The 25,705-nt window shown below is 70.4% G+C and carries 25 protein-coding genes and 1 pseudogene; 14 read left to right on the top strand and 12 right to left on the bottom strand.

What is annotated here, in order from left to right:
* Positions 1-146: 146 nt before the first annotated feature.
* From SPK54_RS05395 to ccsA, 4 genes are all read right to left on the bottom strand, one after another.
* Positions 147-1,367, bottom strand: a complete 1,221-nt coding sequence (locus SPK54_RS05395; protein WP_330946894.1) for an efflux RND transporter periplasmic adaptor subunit — start codon at positions 1,365-1,367, stop codon at positions 147-149.
* A 9-nt stretch (positions 1,368-1,376) separates the two neighbouring features.
* Positions 1,377-2,822 (bottom strand): efflux transporter outer membrane subunit, encoded by a 1,446-nt coding sequence (locus SPK54_RS05390; RefSeq protein WP_330946893.1) that lies wholly within the window; start codon positions 2,820-2,822, stop codon positions 1,377-1,379.
* A gap of 4 nt (positions 2,823-2,826) precedes the next feature.
* Positions 2,827-3,285: a MarR family transcriptional regulator gene (locus SPK54_RS05385; RefSeq protein WP_330946892.1), complete on the bottom strand. Its 459-nt coding sequence runs from the start codon at positions 3,283-3,285 to the stop codon at positions 2,827-2,829.
* Between the two features lie 184 nt (positions 3,286-3,469).
* Positions 3,470-4,264 carry a cytochrome c biogenesis protein CcsA gene (gene ccsA / locus SPK54_RS05380; protein WP_330946891.1) on the bottom strand — a complete coding sequence of 265 codons (795 nt, stop codon included), beginning with the start codon at positions 4,262-4,264 and terminating at the stop codon, positions 3,470-3,472.
* A gap of 329 nt (positions 4,265-4,593) precedes the next feature.
* Here ccsA and ffh point away from each other — a divergent pair, with 329 nt between their 5' ends.
* From ffh to SPK54_RS05325, 11 genes are all read left to right on the top strand, one after another.
* Positions 4,594-5,961, top strand: a complete 1,368-nt coding sequence (gene ffh / locus SPK54_RS05375) for a signal recognition particle protein (RefSeq protein WP_330946890.1) — start codon at positions 4,594-4,596, stop codon at positions 5,959-5,961.
* 116 nt (positions 5,962-6,077) lie between these two features.
* Positions 6,078-7,187, top strand: coding sequence for a YjgN family protein (locus SPK54_RS05370; RefSeq protein ID WP_330946889.1), 1,110 nt, complete (start codon positions 6,078-6,080; stop codon positions 7,185-7,187).
* A complete protein-coding gene (locus SPK54_RS05365) occupies positions 7,187-8,233 on the top strand; it encodes a M48 family metallopeptidase (protein ID WP_330946888.1) in 1,047 nt (348 codons plus the stop codon). The genes SPK54_RS05370 and SPK54_RS05365 overlap by 1 nt, the downstream gene beginning before the upstream one ends.
* 69 nt (positions 8,234-8,302) lie before the next feature.
* A complete protein-coding gene (gene rpsP, locus SPK54_RS05360; protein ID WP_028838841.1) occupies positions 8,303-8,551 on the top strand; it encodes a 30S ribosomal protein S16 in 249 nt (82 codons plus the stop codon).
* A 40-nt stretch (positions 8,552-8,591) separates the two neighbouring features.
* Positions 8,592-9,128, top strand: coding sequence for a ribosome maturation factor RimM (rimM, locus tag SPK54_RS05355; protein WP_190280645.1), 537 nt, complete (start codon positions 8,592-8,594; stop codon positions 9,126-9,128).
* A 96-nt stretch (positions 9,129-9,224) separates the two neighbouring features.
* Positions 9,225-9,998 carry a tRNA (guanosine(37)-N1)-methyltransferase TrmD gene (gene trmD / locus SPK54_RS05350; protein ID WP_330946887.1) on the top strand — a complete coding sequence of 258 codons (774 nt, stop codon included), beginning with the start codon at positions 9,225-9,227 and terminating at the stop codon, positions 9,996-9,998.
* A 159-nt stretch (positions 9,999-10,157) separates the two neighbouring features.
* Positions 10,158-10,571 carry a 50S ribosomal protein L19 gene (gene rplS / locus SPK54_RS05345; protein WP_028838838.1) on the top strand — a complete coding sequence of 138 codons (414 nt, stop codon included), beginning with the start codon at positions 10,158-10,160 and terminating at the stop codon, positions 10,569-10,571.
* Positions 10,572-10,643: 72 nt separating this feature from the next.
* Complete coding sequence (locus SPK54_RS05340) at positions 10,644-11,054, top strand: RNA-binding S4 domain-containing protein (protein WP_330946886.1); 411 nt, start codon at positions 10,644-10,646, stop codon at positions 11,052-11,054.
* A 60-nt stretch (positions 11,055-11,114) separates the two neighbouring features.
* Entirely contained in the window at positions 11,115-11,807 is a 693-nt protein-coding gene (locus SPK54_RS05335; RefSeq protein ID WP_330946885.1) for a YafY family protein, read from the top strand.
* 67 nt (positions 11,808-11,874) lie between these two features.
* On the top strand, positions 11,875-12,513 hold the full coding sequence (locus tag SPK54_RS05330) for a glutathione S-transferase family protein (protein ID WP_330946884.1): 639 nt from the start codon (positions 11,875-11,877) through the stop codon (positions 12,511-12,513).
* Between the two features lie 251 nt (positions 12,514-12,764).
* Positions 12,765-13,484 (top strand): peptidoglycan-binding protein, encoded by a 720-nt coding sequence (locus tag SPK54_RS05325; RefSeq protein WP_330946883.1) that lies wholly within the window; start codon positions 12,765-12,767, stop codon positions 13,482-13,484.
* A 50-nt stretch (positions 13,485-13,534) separates the two neighbouring features.
* On the opposite strand, the gene SPK54_RS05320 is transcribed toward SPK54_RS05325, so the two are convergent.
* A complete protein-coding gene (locus SPK54_RS05320) occupies positions 13,535-14,002 on the bottom strand; it encodes an Lrp/AsnC family transcriptional regulator (protein ID WP_330946882.1) in 468 nt (155 codons plus the stop codon).
* Between the two features lie 96 nt (positions 14,003-14,098).
* On the opposite strand from SPK54_RS05320, the gene SPK54_RS05315 reads away from it, so the two are divergent.
* Positions 14,099-15,271: an aminotransferase class I/II-fold pyridoxal phosphate-dependent enzyme gene (locus SPK54_RS05315; protein WP_330946881.1), complete on the top strand. Its 1,173-nt coding sequence runs from the start codon at positions 14,099-14,101 to the stop codon at positions 15,269-15,271.
* Positions 15,272-15,312: 41 nt separating this feature from the next.
* Here the strand turns inward: SPK54_RS05315 and SPK54_RS05310 are convergent, their stop codons facing one another.
* From SPK54_RS05310 to SPK54_RS05280, 7 genes and pseudogenes are all read right to left on the bottom strand, one after another.
* Positions 15,313-15,498: a hypothetical protein gene (locus SPK54_RS05310; protein ID WP_330946880.1), complete on the bottom strand. Its 186-nt coding sequence runs from the start codon at positions 15,496-15,498 to the stop codon at positions 15,313-15,315.
* Positions 15,499-15,571: 73 nt separating this feature from the next.
* Complete coding sequence (locus tag SPK54_RS05305; RefSeq protein WP_330946925.1) at positions 15,572-16,186, bottom strand: DUF937 domain-containing protein; 615 nt, start codon at positions 16,184-16,186, stop codon at positions 15,572-15,574.
* 93 nt (positions 16,187-16,279) lie between these two features.
* Positions 16,280-17,795, bottom strand: a pseudogene (locus SPK54_RS05300) (catalase); the annotation flags it as partial.
* A 113-nt stretch (positions 17,796-17,908) separates the two neighbouring features.
* A complete protein-coding gene (locus tag SPK54_RS05295; RefSeq protein WP_190280657.1) occupies positions 17,909-18,610 on the bottom strand; it encodes an MOSC domain-containing protein in 702 nt (233 codons plus the stop codon).
* Positions 18,607-21,204: a DNA mismatch repair protein MutS gene (gene mutS / locus SPK54_RS05290; RefSeq protein ID WP_330946879.1), complete on the bottom strand. Its 2,598-nt coding sequence runs from the start codon at positions 21,202-21,204 to the stop codon at positions 18,607-18,609. The genes SPK54_RS05295 and mutS overlap by 4 nt, the downstream gene beginning before the upstream one ends.
* 173 nt (positions 21,205-21,377) lie before the next feature.
* On the bottom strand, positions 21,378-21,965 hold the full coding sequence (locus SPK54_RS05285; RefSeq protein ID WP_330946924.1) for a DNA-3-methyladenine glycosylase: 588 nt from the start codon (positions 21,963-21,965) through the stop codon (positions 21,378-21,380).
* 10 nt (positions 21,966-21,975) lie between these two features.
* Positions 21,976-22,176, bottom strand: coding sequence for a hypothetical protein (locus SPK54_RS05280; protein WP_330946878.1), 201 nt, complete (start codon positions 22,174-22,176; stop codon positions 21,976-21,978).
* Between the two features lie 281 nt (positions 22,177-22,457).
* Here SPK54_RS05280 and SPK54_RS05275 point away from each other — a divergent pair, with 281 nt between their 5' ends.
* Both SPK54_RS05275 and SPK54_RS05270 read left to right on the top strand, forming a co-directional pair.
* Positions 22,458-25,058, top strand: a complete 2,601-nt coding sequence (locus tag SPK54_RS05275) for a TonB-dependent receptor (protein WP_330946877.1) — start codon at positions 22,458-22,460, stop codon at positions 25,056-25,058.
* 105 nt (positions 25,059-25,163) lie between these two features.
* Complete coding sequence (locus tag SPK54_RS05270) at positions 25,164-25,661, top strand: CinA family protein (RefSeq protein WP_330946876.1); 498 nt, start codon at positions 25,164-25,166, stop codon at positions 25,659-25,661.
* Positions 25,662-25,705: the final 44 nt, after the last annotated feature.

The following is a 25,705-nucleotide window of genomic DNA, read 5'->3' as shown; positions in this document are numbered from 1 at the left end:
TCCTGGGCAAGGGTCGTGGCCATGGAGGATCGCTATCGGAAGAGGTGCAGGAGCGGCAGTGCGGTGGCTGCCGGCCGGGCGGGATCCGTCACCCAAGGGGGAGGGGAGGGAACGGGGCGCCGCCGGCGCGACTCCTGCGAAGGGGGTCAGGACGCGCGGCCCTGCGGCAGGTTGCCGGCGATGATCCGCTCGATCAGCGCGTCGGCGTCGTGCAGCTGGCGGGCGTAGGCGTCGGTGGTCAGCACCGGCTTGTCGGCCGGCGCGGCCGGCAGCACGGGGCCGCCCTGGTCGTGCACGTCCACGTCCACCGCCATGCTCATGCCGAGGCGCAGCGGGTGGTCGCGCAGCTGCTTGGGGTCCAGCTGGATGCGCACCGGGATGCGCTGCACGATCTTGATCCAGTTGCCGCTGGCGTTCTGCGCCGGCAGCAGGGCGAACGCGCTGCCGGTACCCAGCCCGAGGCTGACCAGCTTGCCGTTGAAGGTCACGTCGTCGCCGTACACGTCGGCGGTTAGCGTCACCGGCTGGCCCAGGCGCATGTTGTGCAGCTGGGTTTCCTTGAAGTTGGCGTCCACCCACACGTCCTGCAGCGGGATCACCGCCATCAGCGCGCCGCCCGGCTGCACGCGCTGGCCCAGCTGCACGCTGCGCTTGGCGATGAAACCGTCGACCGGCGCCACGATGGCGGCGCGCTGCAGGTCCAGGTAGGCCCGGCGCAGCTGCGCCGCTGCCGCCTGCACCTGCGGCTGGCTGGCCACGGTGGTGGCGTCGACCAGCGCGCGGTTGCGCGACAGCTGCCCGCGCGAGGCCGACAGCGCGGCTTCGGCGGCTTGCAGCTGGGCCTGCGCATGCGCCAGTTCCTCGGCGGAGACAGCGCCGCTGGCGACCAGCCCGCTGCGCCGCGCCACGTCCGCGCGCGCCTGCTGCAGCGCCACTTCGCGCGCGGCGATGTCGGCCTGCGCGCTGTCCACGCTGCTGAACAGGCCGCGGACCTGGCGCACCGTCCCGGCGAGGTTGGCTTCGGCCTGCGCCAGCGCCACCTGGGCGTCGTTGGGGTCCAGTTGCACCAGCACCTGGCCCGCCGTCACCCGCATGCCGTCGTCGGCATTGATGGAGACCACCGTGCCCGGCGTCTGCGCGGTGATGCTGACGATGTTGCCCTGCACGTAGGCGTCGTCGGTGTCCTGGTGCCAGCGCGCGACCAGCAGGTAGTAGGCGAGCCAGGCGATGCCGGCCACGACGACGATGGCCAGCAGGACCAGGAGTGCACGGCGCCGCTTGCCCTGCGCGGGCGTCCGCGTGACCTGCGAGGGCGGCAGCGGGGCGGCCGGGCCGGTGGAGGTGTTCGGCGTGGTTTCGGTGGTCATGGGGGCGCGTCAGTGGGAGGCGATGGGGGCTGGCGCGGTGGCGGCGATGCCGCCGCCCAGCGCCTGGTCGAGGTCGATGGCCGCGGCGTAGCGCTGGCTGCGCACGGCCGCCAGCTGTTGCTCCGCCTGCAGCAGCGGCTTGCGGGCCGCCAGCAGGTCGAGCCGGTTGGCCAGCCCGGCGCGCTGGCGCTGCTCCACCACCTGCGCGGCGGCAGCGGCGGCGCTGCGGGCCTGTTCCAGCGCGGCCGCCTGGGCGTCCAGCGCGCGGATGGCCTGCACGGCGTCGGTGACGTGGCGCAGGCCATCGACGACGGTCCGGTTGTAGTCGGCCACGGCGAGGTCGTAGTCGGCGTCGCGCGCGGCCAGGTTGCTGCGCAGCTGGCCGCCGTCGAAGATCGGCAGGCTCAGCGCGGGGCCGCCGAAGCCGAGGAAGGCGTCGCTGTCGAACAGGCCCTTGAAGCCGGTGGCGGCAAGCCCCGCCAGCCCGCTGAGGTCGATGCTGGGGCGGAACCGCGCCTTGGCCGAGGCGATGCCCTGCGCGGCGGCTTCCACCCGCCAGCGCGCCGCGACGACGTCCGGACGATGACCCAGCAGCTCGCTGGGCAGCACCGACGGCAGCGCCGGTGCCGGGGTCTCGAGCAGGTGCGGTCGCTGGATCGCCAGGCCGCGGTCGGGGCCTTGCCCCAGCAGCGCGGCCAGCGCGTTGCGCAGCCCGTCGATGCGCTGCTGCGCGGCTTCCGCTTGGGCTCTGGCGGCGGCGGCCATTGCTTCGTTGCCGCGCAGCGCGGCCTTGTTGTCCAGACCGGCGGCGATGCGCTGCTGGCCGAGCGTGACGAGGTCGTCGGTGCGCGCCTGCTCGCGGCGGGCCAGGTCGAGATCATCGAACGCCTGCGCCAGCGCGACGTAGCTGCGCGCCACGTTGGCCGCCAGCGACAGCCGCGCCGCCTGCGCGTCCACTTCGCTGGCATGGGCCTCGCCCAGCGCCGCAAGGTAGTCGGCGCGCCTGCCGCCCCATACGTCCAGCGGCCAGTCGAACTTCAGGGACAGCACCGCGTTGTGCATCAGCTGGCCACCGAGCTCTTCGCCGGCCAGTCCCGCCGGCAGCTGGGCCAACGCGTACTGCGCGCCGCCGCCCACGCTGGGCTTGCGCGCGGCGTCGGCCAGCCCGGCCTGTGCCTGCGCCTTGCGGGTCCGCGCCACGGCGGCGTCCAGCGAGGGCGCGCCGGCCAACGCCTCATCGATCAGCGCATCGAGTTGGGCGTCGCCGAACGCGCTCCACCAGCGCTCGCTGGGCCAGGCGGCAGGCGATAGGGGCGCGCCGGCCAGCGCGCGACCTGCGGCCAGAGTGGCGTTGTCGTGCGGTATGCCCTGCGGCGCCAGCCCGGCAGTGCTGGCACAACCGGCCACCAGCAGGGCGCCGCCCAAGGCGGCTGCAAGAATCGAAAGTCGCGGCATGAGGTCAGTCCGGGGAAAGCAGGTTGTCGCGGGCTTGCTCAAGCAAGCCGGTCAATTGCGCGCGCGTTGCTTCGTCCATGCCGTGGAAGGCGCGCTCGCGCACGCGCGCGCCGCACTGGTCGACGTCCCGCCACAGGTCGCGGCCGGCATCGGTCAGGTGGATGTGCAGGGCGCGGCGGTCGTGGGGATCGGCCGCGCGGGCCAGCAGGCCGCGCGCCTCCAGCCGGTCCAGCAGCCGGGTCATGGCGCCAGGATTCAGGTCGGCGGCGCGGGCCAGGTCGGTGACGCCGGCGGTGCAGCCGCTGGCCAGCTTCTTCAGGGTGATGTACTGGCTGAAGGTCAGTTCATGCCCGGCCGCTGCCAGCTCGCGTTCCATGCGCGCCCACATGGCATCGCGCAGTTGGCGGAACAGCAGGCCGAGCGAGGTGCTGCAGGCGCCGGCGGACGGGTCGGAAGGCTTCATGGGGCGGCATTTTGTTTCGATGGACAATAGTTGTCAATGCAATTATTTGCATTGCAAACGTATTCGCGGCACACGGCAGTCCCTCGCCAGCGCATCGGGATTTCCTCGGGGGAAGGACGCGAAGACCGGCGCGCCTGCATGACAGGCGCGAGCCAGATGGACAGGGGGCGGCGCGGGATGCCGCTCAGGCGGTGCGGTGCAGCACCAGCTCCAGCACGAACTTGCTGCCGAAGAACGCCAGCACCAGCAACGCCATCGCCGCCAACGTCCAGCGCACCGCGGTGGCGCCGCGCCAGCCGCGCCGCGAGCGGCCCAGCAGCAGTGCGCCGAAGGCCAGCCACGACAGCACGCTGAGCACGGTCTTGTGCACCAGGTGCTGGGCCAGCAGGTTCTCCACGAAGAGGACGCCGGTCAGCAGGGTGGCGGTGAGCAGCGCGAAGCCGACCGCGATGGTGCGGAACAGCAATGTTTCCAGCTCGGTCAGCGGCGGCAGTGCGCGCAGCCAGGCGTGGAACTGGCGCCGGCGCAGGGCGCCCTCCTGCGCCCACAGGAATACCGCCAGCACGGCCGCCAGCGCCAGCGTGGCGTAGGCCAGCAGGGCCAGCCACGCGTGCAGAAGCATCCGCCAGTCCAGCGGATCGGGCGCCAGGGCGTGGCCATAGAAGCGATAGGCCAGCAACACCAGCGCGGCCAGCGGGAACACCACCACCCCAAGCGCGCGCATGCGCCCGGTGGCGGCGACCAGCGCGGTCAGCGCAGCCATGCCGACGCCCACCAGCGACAGCGCGGCGAAGAAATGCAGGTCGGTGGCGCCGCTGTTGCGCCAGGCCAGGTAGTGGACCAATCCGTGCAGCAGCACGGCGGCATCGGCAGGCAGCAGCCAGCCGCGGCCGCCCTTGTCCTGGCCGCGGCGCGCATCCACTGCCAGCCAGACGGCGGCCGCGAGGTACAGGACAGCGGCGGACAGGACGATCAGCATCCGCCAAGTGTCGCACAGCGGGGCACCATCCCAGAACGCCCGGACACCGCTGGATGCTCGCCCCGGCGCCCTCGTGGTCACTACTGGCGTGGCCGGCTTGTGGTGGCGCTGCGCGCCAGTGCAGCGGTGGACGCAAGGCCTGCAGGCCCGGGCAGCTGGGCGAAGACGTGGTTGAGTGTCCTGTCCAATCCTTCGGCGATGAACGGTGCAAGCCCGGGGCACGGGTTTGTTGGCGAAGCGGGCGCCGCGGCGCGGCGGGCGCAGCTGGGCCGCAGTCGCATGGCCTTATAATTCATGGTTCCCGTTTTCCCGACGAAGGTCACGCCCGCGTGTTCGAATCCCTGACCCAGCGCCTGTCCGGCACCATCGAGCGCCTGCGCGGCCGCGGCCGCCTGACCGAATCCAACATCAGCGAGGCCGTGCGCGAGGTCCGCATCGCGCTGCTGGAAGCCGACGTGGCGCTGCCGGTCGTGCAGGCGCTGATCCAGCGCATCAAGGTGCGTGCGGTGGGCCAGGAGGTCATGCGTTCGCTCTCGCCCGGCCAGGTGCTGGTCAAGATCGTGCGCGACGAACTGGCGGCGGTGATGGGCGCGCAGGCCGCCGACCTCAACCTCAACGTGCCGGCGCCGGCGGTGATCCTGATGGCCGGCCTGCAGGGCGCGGGCAAGACCACCACCGTGGCCAAGCTGGCCAAGCACCTGAAGGACAAGCGCAAGAAGAAGGTGATGGTGGTCAGCGCCGACGTCTACCGGCCGGCCGCGATCGAGCAGCTGCAGACGCTGGCCGGGCAGGTCGGCGCGGTGTTCTTCCCGTCGCAGGCCTCGCAGAAGCCCGAGGCCATCGTCAAGGCCGCCATCGACGAGGCCCGCAAGACCTTCGCCGACGTGCTGATCGTCGACACCGCCGGCCGCACCAGCATCGACGACGCGATGATGGCCGAGATCAAGGCGCTGCACGCCGCGGTCAACCCGGTCGAGACCCTGTTCGTGGTCGACTCGATGACCGGCCAGGACGCGGCGGTCACGGCCAAGCACTTCGGGGAAGCGCTGCCGCTGACCGGCGTGGTGCTGACCAAGACCGACGGCGACGCCCGCGGCGGTGCGGCGCTGAGCGTGCGCTACATCACCGGCAAGCCGATCAAGTTCATCGGCGTGGGCGAAAAGCCCGATGGTCTGGACGTGTTCCATCCCGACCGCGCCGCCGGCCGCATCCTCGACATGGGCGACGTGCTGTCGCTGGTCGAGCAGGTGGAAGCCCAGGTCGATCACGACAAAGCCAAGAAGCTGGCCGAGAAGGTCGCCAAGGGCAAGAAGTTCGACCTCAACGACATGCGCGACCAGCTCGAGCAGATGCAGAACATGGGCGGCCTGTCCGGACTGATGGACAAGCTGCCGGGTGTCGGCCAGCTGCCGGAGCACGTCAAGCAGCAGGTAACCGGCAAGGAAGTGCCGCGGATGATCGCCATCATCAATTCGATGACGAAGAAGGAGCGCCGCAACCCGGATCTCCTCAACGGCTCGCGGCGCGCCCGCGTGGCGCGCGGCAGCGGCCTTACGCCGGCCGACGTCAACAAGGTGCTCAAGCAGTACCAGCAGATGGAAAAGATGATGGGCAAGCTGGGCCGCGGCGGCATGAAGGGCATGATGCGCGGCCTGTCCGGGATGATGGGCGGGCGCGGCGGGCTGCCGTTCCGCTGAGCCCGGGCGCGCCGGCTGCGCCGCGCAACCGTTACCGCCAATCATTCGCAGCGCTCCGGGCAGCCTCCGGTTAAGCTTCCTCTCCGCGTCGGGGACGCTTGCAAGGGGAAGGGGCGATGTTCGAAGGGGAGTCCACTACGCCGGAGCAGGTGTCCGCCGTGCCGGCCGAAACGCCGGTGGTCCGCCATCAGCCGGAATTCTCCGGTCGCGTCGGTGAGTATTTCGGCATCTGGTTCGTCAACCTGCTGCTGGGCATCGTCACCCTGGGCATCTATTCGGCCTGGGCCAAGGTGCGCACCGAGCGCTATTTCTACGGCAATACCCGGCTCGCGGGCTCCAGCTTCGACTATCTGGCCGACCCGATCGCCATCCTCAAGGGGCGGCTGATCGCCTATGCCGTGGTGATCGCGCTGGGCCTGTCGTCGCAGTTCCTGCCGCTGCTGTATGTGGTGATCCTGCTGGCGCTGGCGGCGTTGATGCCGCTGATCATCGTGCTGGGGCTGCGGTTCCGCGCACGCAATTCGGCGTGGCGCGGGCTGAGCTTCCGCTTCGACCGCAGCGGCGGGGAGGCCTACGGCCCATTCCTGGGCTGGCCGATCCTCAGCGGCCTGACCGCCACCCTGCTGTATCCGCTGATGAAGCTGCGGCAGCACGAGTTCGTCGTCGCCGGCCACAGCTTCGGGCGCCAGCGCTTCGGCTACGCCGGCGATGCCGGGCGCTATTACGTGCCGTACCTGATCGCGCTGGGGATCGGCGTGGGCCTGATGGTGCTGTTCTTCCTGGCCTTCGGCGCGGTGATCGCGGCGGGCGTGGTCGCCGGCAAGGGCGAGGCCAATGGCGCCGGCGGCGCGGCGCTGGGCGTCGGGATGGTGGCTGCGCTGCTGCTGCTCTACGGCGGCATGTTCGGCGTCGGCATCTTCCTGCGGGTGAAGTTCGCCAACCTGCTGTGGAACAGCACGCGGCTGGGCCCGCACCGCTTCGAATCCACCCTGCGCGTGCGCGACATGCTGTGGATCTATTTCAGCAACCTGGTCGCCATCGTCTGCACGCTGGGGCTGGCGGTGCCGTGGGCGATGATCCGGCTGGCGCGCTACCGCGCCGCGCACTTCGCGGTGTGGGTCGAGGGCAGCCTGGAGGGCTTCCTGCGCGACAGCGAGCGCGATCACGCCGCCGCCGGTGCGGAGCTGGTCGATGCGCTCGACGTGGGCGTCGACCTCGGCTTCTGATGGCGCTCACCGCGCACTGCTACGACGGCCAGTCCAGCCGCATGCGCGCGGCGCAGCTGGACTGCGTGGACGGCTGCCTGCAGCTGGCGTTCGAGGACGGCCAGCGGCAGCGGTGGCCGCTGGAGGCGGTGCGGATCCGGCCGCGGCTGGGCAACACCCCGCGGGTGCTGCAGCTGCCGGATGGGGGCTACCTCGAGTTGACGCACAGCGCCGAGCTGGAAGCCTGGTTCCCCGACGGCAGCGGCCGCATCGAAGGCTGGGCGGACTGGCTGGAGCGCCGCCGCGGGGCGATCCTGGGGTCGGCGCTGCTGGTGCTGGCGGCGACCGTGCTGTTCCTGCGCCACGGCATGCCGTGGCTGGCGCGCGAGGCGGCCGAGCGCATGCCGGCGGTGGTCGAGCGGCACGTCAGCGAGCAGGTGGTCGCGCTGCTCGACCGGCTGCACTTCAACCCGAGCACGGTGCCGGCCGCGCGCCGGGCGGCACTGCAGCAGCGCTTCCGGGCGCTGGTGCGGGGCGAACCGCGCTCGGCGCAGATGCGCGTGGTGTTGGTGGACGCGGAGGGGCTCGGGGCGAACGCGTTCGCGCTGCCAGACGGGCGCATCTTCGTCACCGACCAGTTGCTGGAATTGGCCGGCAGCGACGAGGAGGTGCTGGCCGTGCTGGCCCACGAGGCCGGGCACCACGTGCACCGGCACGGCATGCGCGGCGCGCTGGAGCAGTCATCGCTGTTCGTCGTCGCCGGGCTGCTGTTCGGCGACGCCTCGGGCTCGTCGCTGGCGGTATCGATCCCGGCCACGCTGCTTGGCAGCGGGTTTTCCCGCGGCCACGAGCGCGAGGCCGACGCCTACGCGTTTGACCTCCTGCGGCGGCACGGGCAATCGCCCAAGGCGTTCGCCACGATGATGCGGCGGCTGTCGGCGCTGGTGCCGGAGGCGCTGGAAAAAGGCCCGATGGGCTACCTGTCCACCCATCCGCCCAGCCCGGAGCGGATCGCTGCGGCGGAAAAGGCGGCCACGGGCGCAGGGGCCGGGGCGGCTTCCCCGTAGCGGCCGGTGCCGCTATACTTGCCGGCTTACCCGGCCATCCCGGCCGCTGGGCAACACCGAGAAAGCACCATGGTCAAGATTCGCCTTACCCGCGGCGGCGCCAAGAAGCGCCCCTTCTACCACATCATCGTCACCGACAGCCGCAGCGCCCGCGATGGCCGCAACATCGAGCGCGTGGGCTTCTACAACCCGGTGGCGCAGGGCCAGGAAAAGCGCATCGAGCTGAACGTCGAGCGCATGAAGTTCTGGCTGGACAACGGCGCGCAGCTGACCGACAAGGTCGCCGACCTGTACAAGCAGGCCGCCAAGGCCGCCTGACGGCTTCGGGCCGCCTCGCGCGGCCCGTCGCATCGAACGCATGAACGCACCGGACGCCGGCCAGCGGAAGAATCCAGAACGGATGATCCCGATGGGCCGGTTGCACGGTGCGTTCGGCGTGCGCGGCGAAGTGAAGCTGGAAAGCTACGCCGACCCGCTGCGCGCCATCGCCCGCTACCAGCCGTGGACGCTGCGCGACGCGCGCGGCAACCAGCGGCTGTGCGAGGGTGCGAAGGTGCGCGAGGGCGGCAAGGGGCTGATCGCCACCTTGCCGGGCGTGGATGACCGCGATGCCGCCGAGGCGCTGCGCGGCACGGACATTCTGGTGCCGCGTTCCGCGCTGCCGCCGCCGGCACCCGGCGAGTATTACTGGGTCGACCTGGAAGGCCTGCGCGTGGTCAATCTGGACGGGGCCGATTTCGGCGTGGTCTCGCATCTGTTCAACAACGGCGCCAACGATGTGCTGGTGGCGCAGGGCGAGCGCGAGCGGATGATCCCGTTCGCACAACCGGCGTACGTGCGCAGCGTCGACTTCGATGCCGGCGTCATCACCGTGGACTGGGACGCCGAGTTCTAGGATGTGGCGGCGCGCCGCAGCGGCGCGGACTGCTTCCGGCGGGATCAGGCAAAGCCTTTGCGCCGTGGGGCGGGTTTCCGCCCAATGGAGATACCCATGCGCTTCGACATCGTCAGCCTGTTCCCCGACTTCGTCGCCCAGATCGCCGCGCATGGCGTGGTGGGGCGCGCCGGCGAGCGCGGGCTGCTGTCGCTCCACGGCTGGAATCCGCGCGACTACGCCGAAGGCAACTACCGTCGGGTCGACGACCGCCCGTTTGGCGGTGGTCCCGGCATGGTGATGATGATCGACCCACTGCGTGCGGCGATCCGTGCGGCGCGCGACGCCGACCCGGCGCCGGCGCGGGTGGTCTACTTGAGCCCGCAAGGCGGCCGGCTGAACCAGCGCAAGGTCCGCGAACTGGCGGCGCTGCCGCGGCTGGTGCTGCTGTGCGGCCGCTACGAAGGCGTCGACGAGCGCCTGCTGCAGGCCGAGGTGGACGAGGAAATCTCCATCGGCGACTACGTGCTGTCCGGCGGCGAGCTGGCCGCGGCGGTGCTGGTGGACGCGGTGGCGCGGCTGCAGGAGGGCGCGCTGAACGACGCCGAGTCCGCCGTGCAGGACAGTTTCGAGGGCGACGGCCTGCTGGACTGCCCGCACTACACCCGGCCGGTCGAGCACGCGCTCGGCGCGGTGCCGGAGGTGCTGTTGTCCGGCAACCACGCCGAGATCGCCCGCTGGCGCCGGCAGCAGTCGCTGGGCCGCACCTGGCTGCGGCGGCCCGACCTGCTGGACGAGGCGGCGCTTCCGAAGGCCGACCGGGCCCTGCTGGACGCCTTCCGCGCGCGCTGGCTGCAGGCGGTGGGCGAGCCGCCCGCCGGCGATGCCTGAGCCCCGGCACCGCGGCTGGATTTCGGCTACAATGCGCGGCTGGGCCCCGCCCATGCACCACGCTGCACCGAGCCATGACGCGGGTCCACGTGCACTCGCGCAACAACGACACCAACAGGCGCGTGCCGATGCACGCAACAAAAATCCAAGGTTGATCCCATGAACAAGCCCTCGATCCACACCCTGCTGCAGGACTTCGAAACCGCGCAGATCTCGCGCAAGCTGCCCGACTTCGGCCCCGGCGACACCGTCGTCGTCAACGTCAAGGTCAAGGAAGGCAACCGCGAGCGCGTGCAGGCCTATGAAGGCGTGGTCATCGGCAAGAAGAACGCCGGCCTGAACTCCGCGTTCACCGTGCGCAAGATTTCCCACGGCTTCGGCGTGGAGCGCGTGTTCCAGACCCACAGCGCCGCCATCGATTCGGTGGAAGTGAAGCGCCGTGGCGCCGTGCGCGCCAGCAAGCTGTACTACCTGCGTGGCCTGGAAGGCAAGAAGGCGCGCATCAAGGAAGACCTGGCCGGCAACGCCAAGGCGCGCGCCAAGGCCGCTGCCGAAGCTGCAGCCGCCGAGTAATTCCGGCGCAGCGTCCGCGCGACGGCCACCCCCCGGGTGGCCGTTTGCGTTTACGGGCCCACCAATCGTTCGATGCCCATGCAGATGCCAGAGGAAGCCGCCAGCGTCCGCCTCGACCTGTGGCTGTGGGCGGCGCGCTTCTTCAAGACCCGCGCGCTGGCCAAGCACGCCATCGACACCGGCAAGGTGGAGATCGGCGGGCAGCGCGCCAAGCCTTCGCGCGGCGTGCGCGTGGGCGATGCGCTGCAGGTCGCCCGGCTGGAGGAGCGCTTCGAAATAGAAGTACTGGCGCTGAGCGATGTGCGCGGCCCGGCCAGCGTCGCGCAAACCCTGTATCGCGAATCGGATGCATCCAAGCAGGCGCGCGAGCAGGCCCGCGCGCAGCGCGCCGCCGAGCGCGCCGGCTACCATCCGCCCGAGACCAAGCCCGACAAGCGCGCGCGCCGGCTGATCCGCGCGCTGGGCGACATCGACGCGCTGTAGCCGGGCGGCGCTGGCCAGGCCGTCCGGGTATCCTGCGGCGCCGTTCCCGCGGATCCGCCGATGACGCAGCGCGCCACCCGCCTCCTGCAGTTGCTGGATGATCTCCGGCGCCGGCGCCGCCCCGTGCGGGCCGCGCAGCTGGCGGCGCAGCTGGGGGTCAGCCTGCGCACCCTGTACCGCGACATCGAGGCCCTGCGCGGGCAGGGCGCCGACATCGCCGGCGATCCCGGCATCGGCTATCTGCTGCGCCCCGGTTTCCTGCTGCCGCCGATGATGTTCTCGGAAGAGGAACTGGAGGCGATGGTGCTGGGCACCCGCTGGGTGGCCTCGCATGCCGACCCGGAGCTGGCCGCGGCGGCGCGCGGTGCCATGGACCGCATCCTTGGCATCCTGCCGGCCGGGCTGCGCCTGCAGGTGGAAACCGGCGGCCTGTTCGCGCCGGACTGGTGCCCGAAGACCCCCGAACCCTGGCTGCCCACGCTGCGCCGCGCCATCCGCGAGCAGCGCGTGCTGCACCTGGCCTACGCCGATGCCGGCGACCGGGTGTCGCAACGCACGGTCTGGCCGTTCGCGATGGCCTTCCTCGACGACCGTCGGCTGCTGGCGGCGTGGTGCGAGCTGCGCGGCGATTTCCGCCACTTCCGCGCCGACCGTGTGCTGGGGCTGGAGGATGCAGGCCGGCACTACCCGCAGACTCGGCACGGCTTGCTGCAGCGCTGGCGCGAACACGAGCGGATCCGCCAGCGCGATTGAAGGCTGCTGCCATCGGCTGTCAGCAGGCCCGGCGCAGACTGCGCGTCCACCCAACCCAGGACCCGCCATGACCCCGCAGCTGCGCTTCTACACCAACCCGATGTCGCGCGCCCGCATCACCCGCTGGATGCTGGAGGAAACCGGCCTGCCATACGACGAGGTGCAACTCGAATTCGGCACCAGCATGAAGTCGCCGGCGTTCCTCGCCATCAACCCGATGGGCAAGGTGCCGGCGCTGGTGCATGACGGCGTGGCGATCACCGAGAACGCCGCCATCTGCCTGCATCTGGCCGACCTGGTGCCGGAACTGGGCCTGTTGCCGCCGCCGGGCACGCCGGAGCGCGGCGCCTGCTACCGCTGGATGCTGTTCGCCAGCCCGCTGGAGTTCTTCATCACCGCGCGCCGGCACGGCACCATCGCGCCGTCGATGGAAGCCGGCTACGGCAACGAGGCCGACCTGCTGCGCACGCTAGAAGGCGCGGTGGCGGGCAGGCGGTATCTGGTCGGCGACCGCTTCACCGTGGCCGACCTCTACATCGCCGCCTTCATCGGTTATTACATCCAGATTGGCGAGCTGGAGCCCAAGCAGGTGTTCCAGGACTACGCGATGCCGCACCTGCAGCGCGCCGCTGCGCAGCGAGCCAATGCCCGCGACGATGCGCTGGCAAGGCCGGCATCGACGCCATCGCAGGACGAAGCCCACTGACAGCGTGCGCTCGCCCGGCCGGCGTCCCGTCCGCGGGGAGCCGGCTTGCGCAGCCGTCCTGCTGGTGCAGCCGGGGTGCCGGACGCAGGACAGCGGCGCGATGCCGCTGCGGAATGGCTTAGGCGGAATGCGCTAGGCCCGGTGGCCGCGTTTAGTGCTTCCAGCAAATGGCGGTGCGTGCCGCGCATTGCCAACATGCGCTGGAAGCACTGGAGGCAAGGAGCCGCGCCATGGCCGTCACGGTATTGAGGATGGGATCGAAAGGAAGCGAGGTCAGGCGCCTGCAGGAGGCGCTCAACCGCAAGTTGCCGGGCTGCAGCCTTCGCCCCGACGGCGATTTCGGCAACCAGACCCGCAGTGCGGTGCGCCGTTACCAGGACCAGGCCTGGCTGGTGGTGGATGGCGAGGCGGGCCAATGCACGCAGAATGCGCTGTTCGATGCGGAAACCTACGCGCCGGCGCGGCATACGCGGCCGTTCATTCCACAGCCCACCAACAGCACCTGCTGGGCGGCGGCCACGGCCATGCTCAAGCGCAGCAGCGTCGCCGCGGTGAAGGCGGCGACGCCTGCCGACATGTGGGATGACACCAACGGTTTGTACAACCAGGCGGACGCGGCCAACTGGGTGCCGCAGACCGAGCGGTACGCGCGGGCACACGGCCTGCGCTCGTACCCGCCGGCGTCGTGGACGCCGCAGGCCTTCGCGGCCATGGTGCGGCAGGGGCCGGTGATGGTGGATACGCTGTGGAACCCCGGTGGCTACCTGCAGCGCATTCCAGGTGGCTATCAGGGCAGCCCGGGGCACATGACCCTGGTGGTCGGGATCCGCGGCGACAACGACCCCAGCGGGCGCGGCACCAACCTGATGGTGTACGACCCCTGGGAGCCGAACATCGGGCGGCAGTGGCGGGTGAGCTATCTCCGCTGGGTGTCCGAAGTCAGCACCCGCACCTATCGCTTGTTCCAGTAGCCGGGCGGAGCGGGCAGGGCGCGTCGTCCGCCCGGCCCGCCCACGGCGGATCAACGGGCGTGATCCTGCGCCGGCAGTTCCACGTTGCGCTGGAACTCGAAGATCAGCCGCGTCTCGATGTGGGCCACTTCCTCGCGCTCGGTCAGCGCGGTCAGGGTGAACTGGCGCAGGTGTTCGCTGTCGCGCACGCCGACGTGGGCGAGGAAGTCGTCGGCGCCGGCCACGTGGTAGCACGCCAGCACCTCGGGCAGGGCCAGCAGGTGCTGGTGGAAGCCATCGACCAGTGCGCGCGAGTGCCGGGCCAGCCGCACCGAAATCATCGCCTGCAGGCCCACGCCCATGGCCTCGGGGGCGATCTCGGCATGGTAGCCCAGCAGGATCTTCGCCTCGCGCATCCGCCGCACCCGTTCCAGCGCGGTGGACGGCGCGATGCCCACCTTCTCGGCCAGGTCCTTGTTGGGCAGGCGCGCATTCTTCCGCAGCAGGCGGAGCAGGGCGTAGTCGATTCGATCCAGCATGATGATTGGCCGCCTTGGAGAAATATCCTTCGGTTCGACGGATTCATGCCGAACGGGGTTCTAGGATAGCGGTATCCCATCGCATCCGAGGCCGCCATGCACCGCTTCCAGACCACTGCCGTCCACGCCGGCCGCGAAGACTTCGGCGACCTCTGCGTGCACGCGCCGCCGCTGGACCTGTCCACCACCTATCCGATCGCCGATCTCGACGTGGGCAGCGCCAGCTTCGATGCGCTGGTCGGCGGCCACGCCAGCGCCGCCAACCCGATCTACGCGCGCCTGCACAACCCCACCGTGGCCCGCGCCGAGAACGCCATCGCCGCGCTGGAAGGCACCCAGGCCTGCGTGGCCTACGCCTCCGGCATGGCGGCGATGACGGCGGTGCTGCTGGACCGCGCCCAGCACGGCAGGCACGTGCTGGTGGTGCGGCCGCTGTACGGCACCGCCGACCACCTGCTGGCCACCGGCATGTGCGGGCTGGAGGCGGAGTTCGTGAAGGCGGACGAGATTGCCGCGCGCTTGCGCCCGGATACCGCGCTGGTGGTGATCGAGACCCCTGCCAATCCCACCCTCAACCTGGTGGACATCAAGGCGGTGGTCGCTGCCGCCGGCAGCGTGCCGGTGCTGGTGGACTCCACCTTCGCCACCCCGGTGCTGCAGCGTCCGGCGGAACTCGGCGCGGCCTACGTCCTGCACAGCGCCACCAAGTTCCTCGGCGGCCACGGCGACGTGATCGCCGGGGTGGTCTGCTGCGACGAGGCCCGCGCCGCGCCGCTGCGCACCGTGCGCGCGGCCACCGGGGCCCTGCTGCACCCGCTGGCCGCCTACCTGCTGCACCGCGGCCTGCCCACGCTGAAGCTGCGGGTGGAAGCCGCGCAGGCCAACGCGCAGGTGCTGGCGCAGCGGCTGGCCGAACATCCGGCGGTATCGAAGGTGTTCTATCCGGGTCTGCCGGGCGCGCACGGCGCGCACCTGGTCGGCACCCAGATGCGTGGGCCGGGTTGCCTGATGGCCTTCGAGCTGCGCGGCGGCCACGACGCAGCCGCCAAGGTGATGGCCTCGGTGAAGGTGATGACCGCGGCGGTGAGCCTGGGCTCGGTGGACAGCCTGATCCAGCACCCCGCCGGCCTGACCCACCGCATGGTTGACGACAAGGTGAAGGCGGCGACCGGCATCACCCCGGGCCTGCTGCGGCTGTCGGTGGGCATCGAGGACGTGGAAGACCTGTGGGACGATCTGGCGCAGGCGATGGCGGCCAGCGCCGCCTGAGCGGGCCGGCACGCCGGCGCCGATGTCGCGGCGCCCGGGCCTCAGCCCGGCCTGCCGCCCACAGGCGGCAGCAGGACGATCAGCAGCGTGACCACGGGGCCGCCCAGCAGCGAGCCCAGCCACCAACCGATGCCGCTGCGCCCCTTGGACTGGGCCAGCCCGGCGTTGATCAGGGACAGCGTTCCCCAGCCGACGAAAAAGCTGGAATCTGCCTGCGAAAGGTTCATGCGTTGCGCTCCATTCGGGGAGGACGTGCGGGGTGGGTGCGCGGACGGGGAGGTCCGCGCACCCGGCGGGAGCTCAGCGGCCGCCCCCCAGCAGCCCGCCGCCGATCTTCATCAGGTCGCCCAGCCCCAGCTGGCCGTCGCCATCCTGATCGAGCACCGCGCCCAGCAGTCCGCCGCCGACGCCGCCCGCCTGGCGCACCTGCGCGTGCTCCCGCCCCAGGATATCGCCCAGTGCCTGCGGCGATGCCGCTTCCTGCTGGCCGCCGAACATCCGCTTGGCCAGGTAGGCCATGACGATGGGGGCAAGGATCTTCAGCAGCATCTGCGCCTTGTCGCCGCCCAGCCCGGTGGCCTGGCCGAGGCCGTTTTCGGCGCGCGGCAGCTGGCCACCGAAGATGTGGCCCAGCTGACCCAGGCCGTCGGTCTGCCGGCCCTGCTGGCCCCCCAGCACCGCGCCGAGGACATCGCCAAGCCCGCCACCGCCATTGTGGTCGCGGCCCAGTGCGCCCAGCAGCGCCTCGGCGCCCCCGGGTTGGGCGGTGTTGCGGCCCATCGCGCCGAGGATCATCGGCAGGGCGGCGGCGATGGCGCCGGAGGTCTGCGCGGGGCTGGCGCCGAGCTGCTGGCTGATCTGCTGCAGGGCAGGGCCGGACAACTGGGAAAAGAGGTCATCGGTCAGGGACGGCATGCTGGATTCCTGCGCAAGCGCCGGTTGGCGAGTGCGGCTAGGGTAACCCCGCCACGAAAACGCCGGCAGGCGAACCTGCCGGCGTCCGTCCGATGCGGGAAGCCCTTCAGCCCAGGCTGTTGGGCGACTGCGCCGCGGCAAAGGCCCCGAGCTTGCGCAGCGCGGCCTCCACCCCGGCGCCGTAGGCCGGGTCGGCCTTCGTGCAGTTGTCCACGTGACGGCGCTTGATGAAGTCGGGCGCGTCGCCCATGGCACGGGCGGTGTTGTCGAACAGCAGTTGCTGTTTTTCCGGCGTCATCAGGCGGAACAGGTCGCCCGGCTGCTTGAAGTAGTCGGCATCGTCCTCTCGGTAGTTGAACCAGTCCGCGAGGTTGCCGCTGATCTTCAACGGCGGTTCGCGGAACTGCGGCTGTTCCTGCCACTGCTGGAAGCTGTTGGGCTCGTAATGCGGCAGGCCGCCGTAGTTGCCGTCGACCCGGCCGATGCCGTCGCGATGGTTGCTGTGCACCGGGCAGCGCGCGGCGTTGACCGGGATCTGCTGGTAGTTGGTGCCGAGCCGGTAGCGCTGCGCGTCGGCGTAGTTGAACAGCCGGGCCTGCAGCATTTTGTCCGGCGACACGCCGATGCCCGGCACCAGGTTGGACGGCGCGAACGCGCTCTGCTCGACGTCGGCGAAGAAGTTCTCGGGATTGCGGTTCAGCTCGAACTCGCCGACCTCGATCAGCGGGTAGTCCGCTTTCGGCCACACCTTGGTGAGGTCGAACGGGTGGTAGGGGACCTTCTCGGCGTCGGTCTCCGGCATCACCTGCACGTACATCGTCCACTTCGGGAAGTCGCCGCGCTCGATGGCGTCGAACAGGTCGCGCTGGTGGGTCTCGCGGTCGTTGCCGATCGCTTCGGCGGCCTCGGCGTCGGTGAGGTTCCTGATGCCCTGCTGGGTGCGGAAGTGGAACTTCACCCAGAAGCGCTCGCCCGCCGCGTTCCAGAAGCTGTAGGTATGCGAGCCGAAGCCGTGCATGTGGCGGTAGCTGGCGGGGATGCCGCGGTCGCTCATCACGATGGTGATCTGGTGCAGTGCCTCCGGCAGCAGCGTCCACCAGTCCCAGTTGTTGGTGGCGCTGCGCAGGTTGGTGCGCGGGTCCCGTTTGACCACCTTGTTGAGGTCGGGGAACTTGCGCGGGTCGCGGATGAAGAACACCGGGGTGTTGTTGCCCACCATGTCCCAGTTGCCTTCCTCGGTGTAGAACTTCAGCGCGAAGCCGCGGATGTCGCGCTCGGCGTCGGCCGCGCCGCGCTCGCCGGCGACGGTGGTGAAGCGGGCGAACATCTCGGTCTTTTTGCCGACCACGCTGAAGATCTTCGCGCGGGTGTACCTCGTGATGTCGTGGGTGACGGTGAAGGTGCCGAAGGCGCCGGAGCCCTTGGCGTGCATGCGCCGCTCCGGGATCACCTCGCGCACGAAGTTGCCCAGTTTCTCGTGCAGCCAGACGTCCTGCGAAAGGAGCGGGCCGCGTGGCCCGGCGGTCAGGCTGTTCTGGTTGTCGGGTACCGGCGCGCCGAAGTCGGTGGTCAGGTAGCTGGGCTTGGGGGGATCGGTGGGCTTGCGCATCGCACTGGCTCCGTGGCGGGTGATGCGGCCACTCTAGGGGCCCTGATCGATGATTGGAAATCGATTGGCGGGATCATTCTGATTGTTTCTGGCTATGTACCAGCCGTCTGCGATCAAAGCCCTGATGGACCGTCGACGCGTCGGCTCCAGTCCTCTACCGCGCCCTGTTCCAGACGGCGTTCGATCAGTTTGCGGTGCGACGGCACCAGCGGCAGCGCCAGTGCGGGTTCCAGCTGGATCGGGTCGAGCACGCGCTGGTACAGCAGCGCGCCCAGGCGCTGCAGCGTCCAACCCGGGTGCGGGCGCTCGGTCAGCACCAGCACGTCGCCGGCGCGCGCCGTGCCGGGCCGCAGCACCCGGTAATACCAGCCAGTACGGCCGGTGGCCTGTACCCGGCGGGCCATGTCGGCCACGCCGAAGCGGTCGTTGAGCTTCCAGCAGGGCTGCCGGCCCTGGCTGACTTCCAGCAGTGCGTCTCCCAGCACGAAGCGGTCGCCCAGGCATACATCGGCTTCGGTCAGGCCGCGGGTGCTGATGTTTTCGCCGAACGCGCCAGGCGCCTGCAGCAGTGGCAGCACACCCAGATCCTGGCGCCAGGCGGTGTAGTGGTCGAAGGCGTACTGGTGCACCGCCTTGTCCACGCCGCCGTGCACGCGCAGGTCGCCCTGTTCGTCGCCTTCGAGGCCCAGCTCGCCAATGTGTACCGCTCCAGCCAATGGCCGCTTGTCGATGGCGCTGCTTGTGCCGGGCCGGGTATAGGCGCGTGCCTTGCCAGCCAGCAGGGCATCCACGGCGACGGCGGTCGAGCCGCTCATGCCAGCGCCTTCAGCCGGTACAGCGCTTCCAGTGCCTGCTTCGGGGTCAGGTCGTCGGGATCGATGCCGGCCAGCGCGTCCAGCGCCGCGCTGGACGGGGCGAACAGGCCGAACTGCTGCGGCTGGTCCAGGGCAGGAGCGCTCAGCGGGACATGCGGCGTATCGCGGCTCTGCGCTTCCAGCTCCGCCAGCCGCGTCCTTGCCTGCTGCAGCGCGGCCTTCGGCAGCCCCGCCAGCGCCGCCACCTGCAGCCCGAAGCTGCGGTTGGCCGGGCCGGGGCGCACAGCGTGCATGAATACCAGCGCGTCGCCGTGCTCCACCGCGTCCAGGTGCAGGTTGGCGATGCCGCTGCCCGGCTCGGCCAGCGCGGTCAGCTCGAAGTAGTGGGTGGCGAACAGCGTGTAGCTGCGGTTGGCGGACGCCAGCTGGCGCGCCACCGCGTCGGCCAGCGCCAGACCGTCGTAGGTGGAGGTGCCGCGGCCGATCTCGTCCATCAGCACCAGCGACTGCTCGCTGGCGTGGTGGAGGATGTAGGCGGTCTCGCTCATCTCCACCATGAAGGTGGATTGGCCGCGTGCGAGGTCGTCGCCGGCGCCGATGCGGGTGAGGATGCGGTCGATCGGGCCGATCTCCGCTTTCGCCGCGGGCACGAAGCTGCCGATGCAGGCCAGCAGCACGATCAGCGCGTTCTGGCGCATGAAGGTGGACTTGCCGCCCATGTTCGGGCCGGTGATGACGTACATGCGCGTGGCGTCGTCGAAGACGAGGTCGTTCGGCTCGAACGGGGCGTCGCGCAGCGCCTCCACCACCGGATGGCGGCCGCGCTCGATGCGGATGCCCGGTGCGTCGCGCAGCACGGGCCGGCTCCAGTCCAGCGCCTGCGCGCGTTCGGCGAAACCGGCCAGCACGTCCAGTTCGCTCAGCGCCAGCGCGCAGCGGCGCAGCGGTTCCAGCACCTCGTTGAGCGCATCCAGCACGCCGTCGTACAGCAGTTTCTCCCGTGCGAGCGCGCGCTCGCGGGCGGACAGGACCTTGTCCTCGAAGCCCTTCAGCTCCTCGGTGATGTAGCGTTCCGCGCCGGTCAGGGTCTGGCGGCGGGTGTAGTGCACCGGCGCGCGGTCGCTCTGGCCCTTGCTGATCTCGATGAAGTAGCCGTGCACGCGGTTGTAGCCGACCTTGAGGTTGGCGATGCCGGTGGCCTCGCGCTCGCGCGCCTCCAGGTCGATCAGGAACCGGTCGGCGTTCGTCGACAGTTGGCGCAGTTCATCCAGTTCGGCGTCGAAGCCGTCCGCGATCACGCCGCCGTCGCGGGCCAGCAGCGGCGGTTGGGCGACGATGGCGGCGCGCAGCATGCGCGCACTGTCTTCGTGTTCGCCCAGCTCTGCATGCAGCGCGGCCAGCCGCGGCGAGTCCAGCGGGGCGAGGATGTCGCGGATCGCGGGCAGCAGCGACAGCCCGTCGCGCAGGGTGGACAGGTCGCGCGGACGCGCGCTGCGCAGGGCCACGCGCGAGAGGATGCGCTCCATGTCGCCGAGGCTGCGGAACGTCTCGCGCAGGTCGTCGTCGGCGCGCTGGTCGATCAATGTCTGCACCGCGTGGTGGCGCTCGCCGACCACGCGGCGGTCGCGCAGCGGGCGGTGCAGCCAGCGTCGCAACAGGCGGCCGCCCATCGGGGTGACGGTGGAGTCCAGTACGCCCAGCAGGGTGGCTTTCACATCGCCGTCGACGCGCGTGTCCAGCTCCAGGTGGCGGCGCGTCGCGGCGTTCATCGCGATGGCGTCGTCGCTGGTCTCGAGGGCGATGCTGCGCAGGTGCGGCAACCGCTGCTTCTGGGTTTCCTCCACGTAGCCCAGCACCGCCGCGGCGGCGGCGACCGCCAGCGGGCGGTCTTCCAGGCCGAAGGCGGTGAGGTCGTGCACGGCGAAGAACTGCAGCAGCTGGCGGCGACCGGAGTCGGCGTCGAACAGCCACGGCGGGCGCCGGCGCAGCCCGCGCGATTCCAGCGCGCAGGCGGGCCAGCCGTCCTCGTCGGCGAGCAGCGTTTCCGCCGGCTGCAGGCGCGCCAGCTCGGCTTCCAGCGCGTCTTCGCCGGCCACTTCGTTGGCGCGCAGGCGGCCGCTGGCAAGGTCGGCCCAAGCGAGGCCGTATCCTTGCTTGCCGCGGCTGATCGCCAGCAGCAGGGTGTCGCGGCGTTCGTCCAGCAGCGCCTCGTCGGTCACCGTGCCGGGGGTGACGATGCGCACCACCTTGCGTTCCACGATGCCCTTGGAGGTCGCGGGATCGCCGATCTGCTCGCAGATCGCCACCGATTCGCCCAGCGCCACCAGCCGCGCCAGATAACCTTCGGCCGCATGGTGCGGCACCCCCGCCATCGGGATCGGCTGGCCGGCCGACTGCCCGCGCTGGGTCAGGGTGATGTCCAGCAGCCGCGCCGCCTTGCGGGCGTCATCGAAGAACAGCTCGTAGAAATCGCCCATGCGGAAGAACAGCAGCACGTCCGGGTGCTCCGCCTTGGCGGCGAAGAACTGCTTCATCAGCGGGGTGTGTTCTGCGGGAGGCGTGGGCTTTCCCTGGGGGTCTTTCGTTTCGAGCATTTGCCGCGGAGTGCCGGAATCGGGGAGGTGGCTGCGGATTCGCAGCGGAGGGCAGCCATCTTAGTGGGCAACGCCGGCGAAGGGGGCGTGGGCACGGCCCAGCGGCGGCGGTGCTGGCGGGAACGAACGGCTGGCGGTTGTCGTCGGTCCGATCCTCGCGGCCGCCGGCTGGGTCAGGGCCTGCGTGGCCGGACCGAGACATGCGGGTGGTCGGGAACGTGCCAGCGCCACGGGAAATCGGTGGCCTTGCTGATGCCGATGCGCGGGCCCACCACGGGATCGGCGGGTGGCGGGGTGCCATCGCTGACGATGCGGATGCCGCGATCGCCGAGCACGAGGTCGGCGCCATCCAGTTCGCGGGTGATGCCGAATGCCTGCGACAGCTTGCCGGGACCGCTGGCCAGGTCGGTGTCGCGGCGCGCAGCCGGACGCGCAGCGCGCATGGACTCGATGCCCAGAACCGGTTCGGCGGCGCGGAGGAGCACGCCCACGCCTTCGCCCACTTCGCCGCAGACCGCGTTGCTGCCCCAGTGCATGCCGTAGGTGAAATAGACATACAGGTGGCCGGGCGGGCCGAACATGGTGGCGTTGCGCGCGGTTGGTCCGCGGAACGAATGCGCGGCCGGGTCCTCGTGGCCGGCGTAGGCCTCCACCTCCACGATCCGGGCGGCGCGGCCGTCGGCCCGCACCAGCAGCTTGTTCAGCAGCTCCGGTGCCACCAGCGCGGGGTGCCGCCGGTAGAAGTCGCGCGGCAGCACCATCCAGTGCGTCTCAATGGCGGCGGGCACGTTCCCCCCCGGTGTCGGAACGGTCGCGGCGCTGCGGCGGATCCGTCGCGGGTGCTTGCAGCGGGCGTGGCAGGCCGGCGCGCTCGCCGATATCGGCGAACACCCGGGCCAGGTCCTGGCGGAAGCGGGGCATCTGCGCGGCAACGGCGTCCAGCCGCGCGTCCAGGTTGGTGGTGTCGGGCATGACGGTCTCCCGTGGTTGCCGGACGAGTGTATTGCCGCGCGCGCCGCGCCGGTTCACGGGGCGATCACGGGCGCGCGCAGTTGGGGGTGGCAGCAGGTGCGGGCGCGTCCGTCGCGGGGGGGATTCGTGCGCGCTCCGGGCGGCCGGTGCGCTGCGTCTGTTCGCCTTGTGAAGGGTGTGCTAGCGTCCCAGCCATGCGCCCATACCCCCACGTGGTCGCGTTCCCGGAACAGCGGTATCCACAAACGATTTCCATCGAAACCACCAGTGGGGGGAAGGTCATGCTTCGCAAGCAACCACAACGTAATCCGCTGTCCACGGCCGTCATCGCCGGCCTCATCTCCACGCTTGCCCTGCCTGCCTTCGCGCAGGACGCCGCTCCGGCGGCCAAGCAGGAAGCCAAGACCCTCGATACCCTGGTCGTCACCGCGCAGAAGCGCGAAGAAGTCATGCAGGACGTGCCGATCGCGGTCACCGCGCTGTCCGAGCAGACCCTGCAGGACACCGGCGTGCGCGACATCAAGGACCTGCAGATCCTGGTGCCGGGCCTGACCGTCACCAGCACCCAGAGCGAGACCATCACCACCGCGCGCATCCGCGGTATCGGTACGGTGGGCGACAACGTGGGGCTGGAGTCGTCGGTGGGTGTGGTGATCGACGGCGTGTATCGCTCGCGCAACTCGACTGGCTTCGGCGACCTTGGCGAGCTGGAGCGCATCGAGGTGCTGAAGGGCCCGCAGGGCACCCTGTTCGGCAAGAACACGTCCTCCGGCGTCATCAACGTGGTCACCCGCAAGCCGGGCTTCGAGCGGGTTGCCGATGGCGAGGTCACCTTCGGCAACTATTCCGCGCTGGGGCTGGCCGGCTCGTTCAACACCCCGCTGGGCGACTACGCCGCGCTGCGCGTGTATGCGGCGCACCGCAACCGCGACGGCTGGATGTCGGTCATGACCGGCGCCGGCCCGCGCAGCGAGGAGCGCGACTACGACCAGGACTTCGACACCTTCCGGGCGAAGCTGCTGATTGCGCCGACCGAAAACGTGGAGATCGTGCTGTCGGCCGATTCCACCCGTCGCGACGAGAACTGCTGCACCGCCGTGCAGCTGGTCAGTGGCCAGAGCTCGACCCTGCTCAACGCGCTTGCCGGAGGCGGTGCCATCGCCCCCACCGGCCAGGCCGACCCGTGGTCGCGCGTTTCCTACAGCAACCGCAGCACCGCGCAGAAGATCAGCGACCGCGGCGTGCAGGGCGAAGTCAACATCGACCTGGACATGCTGGGCGGGGCGCGCCTCACCTCGATCACCGCCGGCCGCGACTGGGATGCGGTCAACGGGCGGGATTTCGACTTCACCACCGCCGACATCCTCTACATGGATCCGAAGGAGGACGAGTCGTACGCGCGCTTCAAGACCTTCAGCCAGGAATTCCACCTGAGCGGCGCCACCGACAAGGTCGACTGGCTGTTCGGCGGCTTCTACTCGAAGGAAACCATCAACCGCACCGAAAGCTACCGGATCGGCGCGCACTACGAGCCCTACCTGTCGATCGGGTTGCTGTCGATGATCAACCCGGCGCTGGCGGCGCTGCCCAACGCGGCGACGTTCCTGTCCGCCGCGACCGGCAAGCCCTACGGCACCACCTTCGCGGGGTTCGGGTCGCTGGATCGCTACACCCAGGACGCCAAGAGCACCGCGCTGTTCGGCAATACCACCTGGCATGCCACCGATGCGCTCGATTTCACCCTGGGCCTGCGCTACACCCGCGAGACCAAGGACCTGCATTCGGTCTACAGCAACCCCAACGGCAGCCCCGGTTGCGCTTCGTACTTCGGCCCGACCGGCGTCAGCGCCGCGGCCATCGGCCGCATCGCCGCCGCCCTGACCGCGCGCGGGGTGCCGTTCGCCTCGTTGCCTGCCGCCAACCAGCAGGCGCTGATCAGCAACATCGTCGGCTACAGCTGCCTGCCCTGGGCCAATGCGCTGCACAACGGCCGCGTGACCGACCAGTCGCGCAGCGAGAACGAGTGGTCCGGCACGGTCAAGGCGGCCTACCGCTGGAACGAGCACGCCATGACCTACCTGTCCTACGCGCGCGGCTACAAGGCGGGCGGCTTCAACATGGACCGCGTGCAGTCGTCCACCGGCCTGTCCAGCGGCGGCGCCGGCATCACCCCGGTCAACGACACCTCGTTCCCGGGCGAGTTCGTGGACAGCTGGGAACTGGGCGCCAAGACCACCTGGGCCGGCGGCAACCTGCTGTTGAACGCGGCGCTGTTCCACCAGACCTACAGCGACTTCCAGCTCAACAGCTTCCTCGGCACCAGCTTCGTGGTGCGCTCGATCCCGGAAGTGGTCTCGAAGGGCCTGGACGCCGAGCTGCTGTGGCAGGCCACCCCTGGCCTGATGCTGCAGGCTGGCGCGATGTATGCGGACACCAAGTACGGCGACGACATCCCGGGCGCGGACTTCACCTACCCGGGCGCGCTGTACAAGCTGCCCGGCGCGCAGATGAGCTTCGCACCCAAGTTCTCCGGCTCGCTGTCGGCGACGTACGAATGGGATATCGGCGCGAACCTGGAAGGCCGCTTCAACATCGGCGCCAAGTACATGTCCAGCTACAACACCGGCTCCGACCTCGACGCCGAGAAGGCGCAGGACGCCTACACGGTGGCGAACGCGCGCTTCGGGATCGGTTCCCGCGACCGCAAGTGGCAGCTGGAGCTGTGGGCGCAGAACCTGTTCGATGAGGACTACGTGCAGGTCGGCTTCGACGGCCCGCTGCAGGCGCTGGGCACGCCCGAGCCGGGCAATCCGAAGAACACCTACAACGCCTTCCTCGGTGCCCCGCGGATGTACGGCGCCACCCTGCGGTTCCGCTTCTGAGGGCAACCGCCAGCGTTCCACCCCACCGGCCCGCACGAGCGGGCCGGTTTTGTTTTCGGCGCCGGATGCGCTACAACGCCCGCAAGTCTTCCGCCGGTTCCGTTGATGATCGCCCCCACCGATGCCGAGCTCGATGCCCTGTCCCGCGCCACCGGCGAGCGCCTGCTGGCGCTGCGCCACATGCTGGTCACCGCCGAAAGCTGCACCGGCGGCTGGATCGCCAAGTGCATGACCGACGTGCCCGGCTCGTCGGCCTGGTTCGACTGCGGCATGGCGGCTTACAGCTACGAAGCCAAGCAGGCGCTGCTGGGCGTGCGCCCGCAGACGCTGGAGGAATTCGGCGCGGTCAGCCGCGAAACCGTGGTGGAAATGGTCTCCGGGGCGCTGGTGCATTCGGGCGCGACCATCGCGGTGGCGGTCACCGGCATCGCCGGCCCGGGTGGCGGCAGCGACGACAAGCCGGTCGGCACGGTCTGGATCGGCTGGAAGCGTCGCGGCGGCTATGCGCGCGCGGAGGTCTTCCATTTCGAGGGCGACCGCGACGCGGTGCGCCGGCAGACGGTGGCGGCGGCGCTGCGCGGGCTGGAGCTGCAACTGGCCTGAGCCGGGATTGACGTTCGCGAATGTTAGTAGTATTACTACTAACC

The organism is Thermomonas sp. LB-4 (assembly GCF_036409385.1).
In the GTDB taxonomy this organism is placed as follows: domain Bacteria; phylum Pseudomonadota; class Gammaproteobacteria; order Xanthomonadales; family Xanthomonadaceae; genus Thermomonas.
This window is presented reverse-complemented; position numbering and strand designations above follow the sequence as displayed.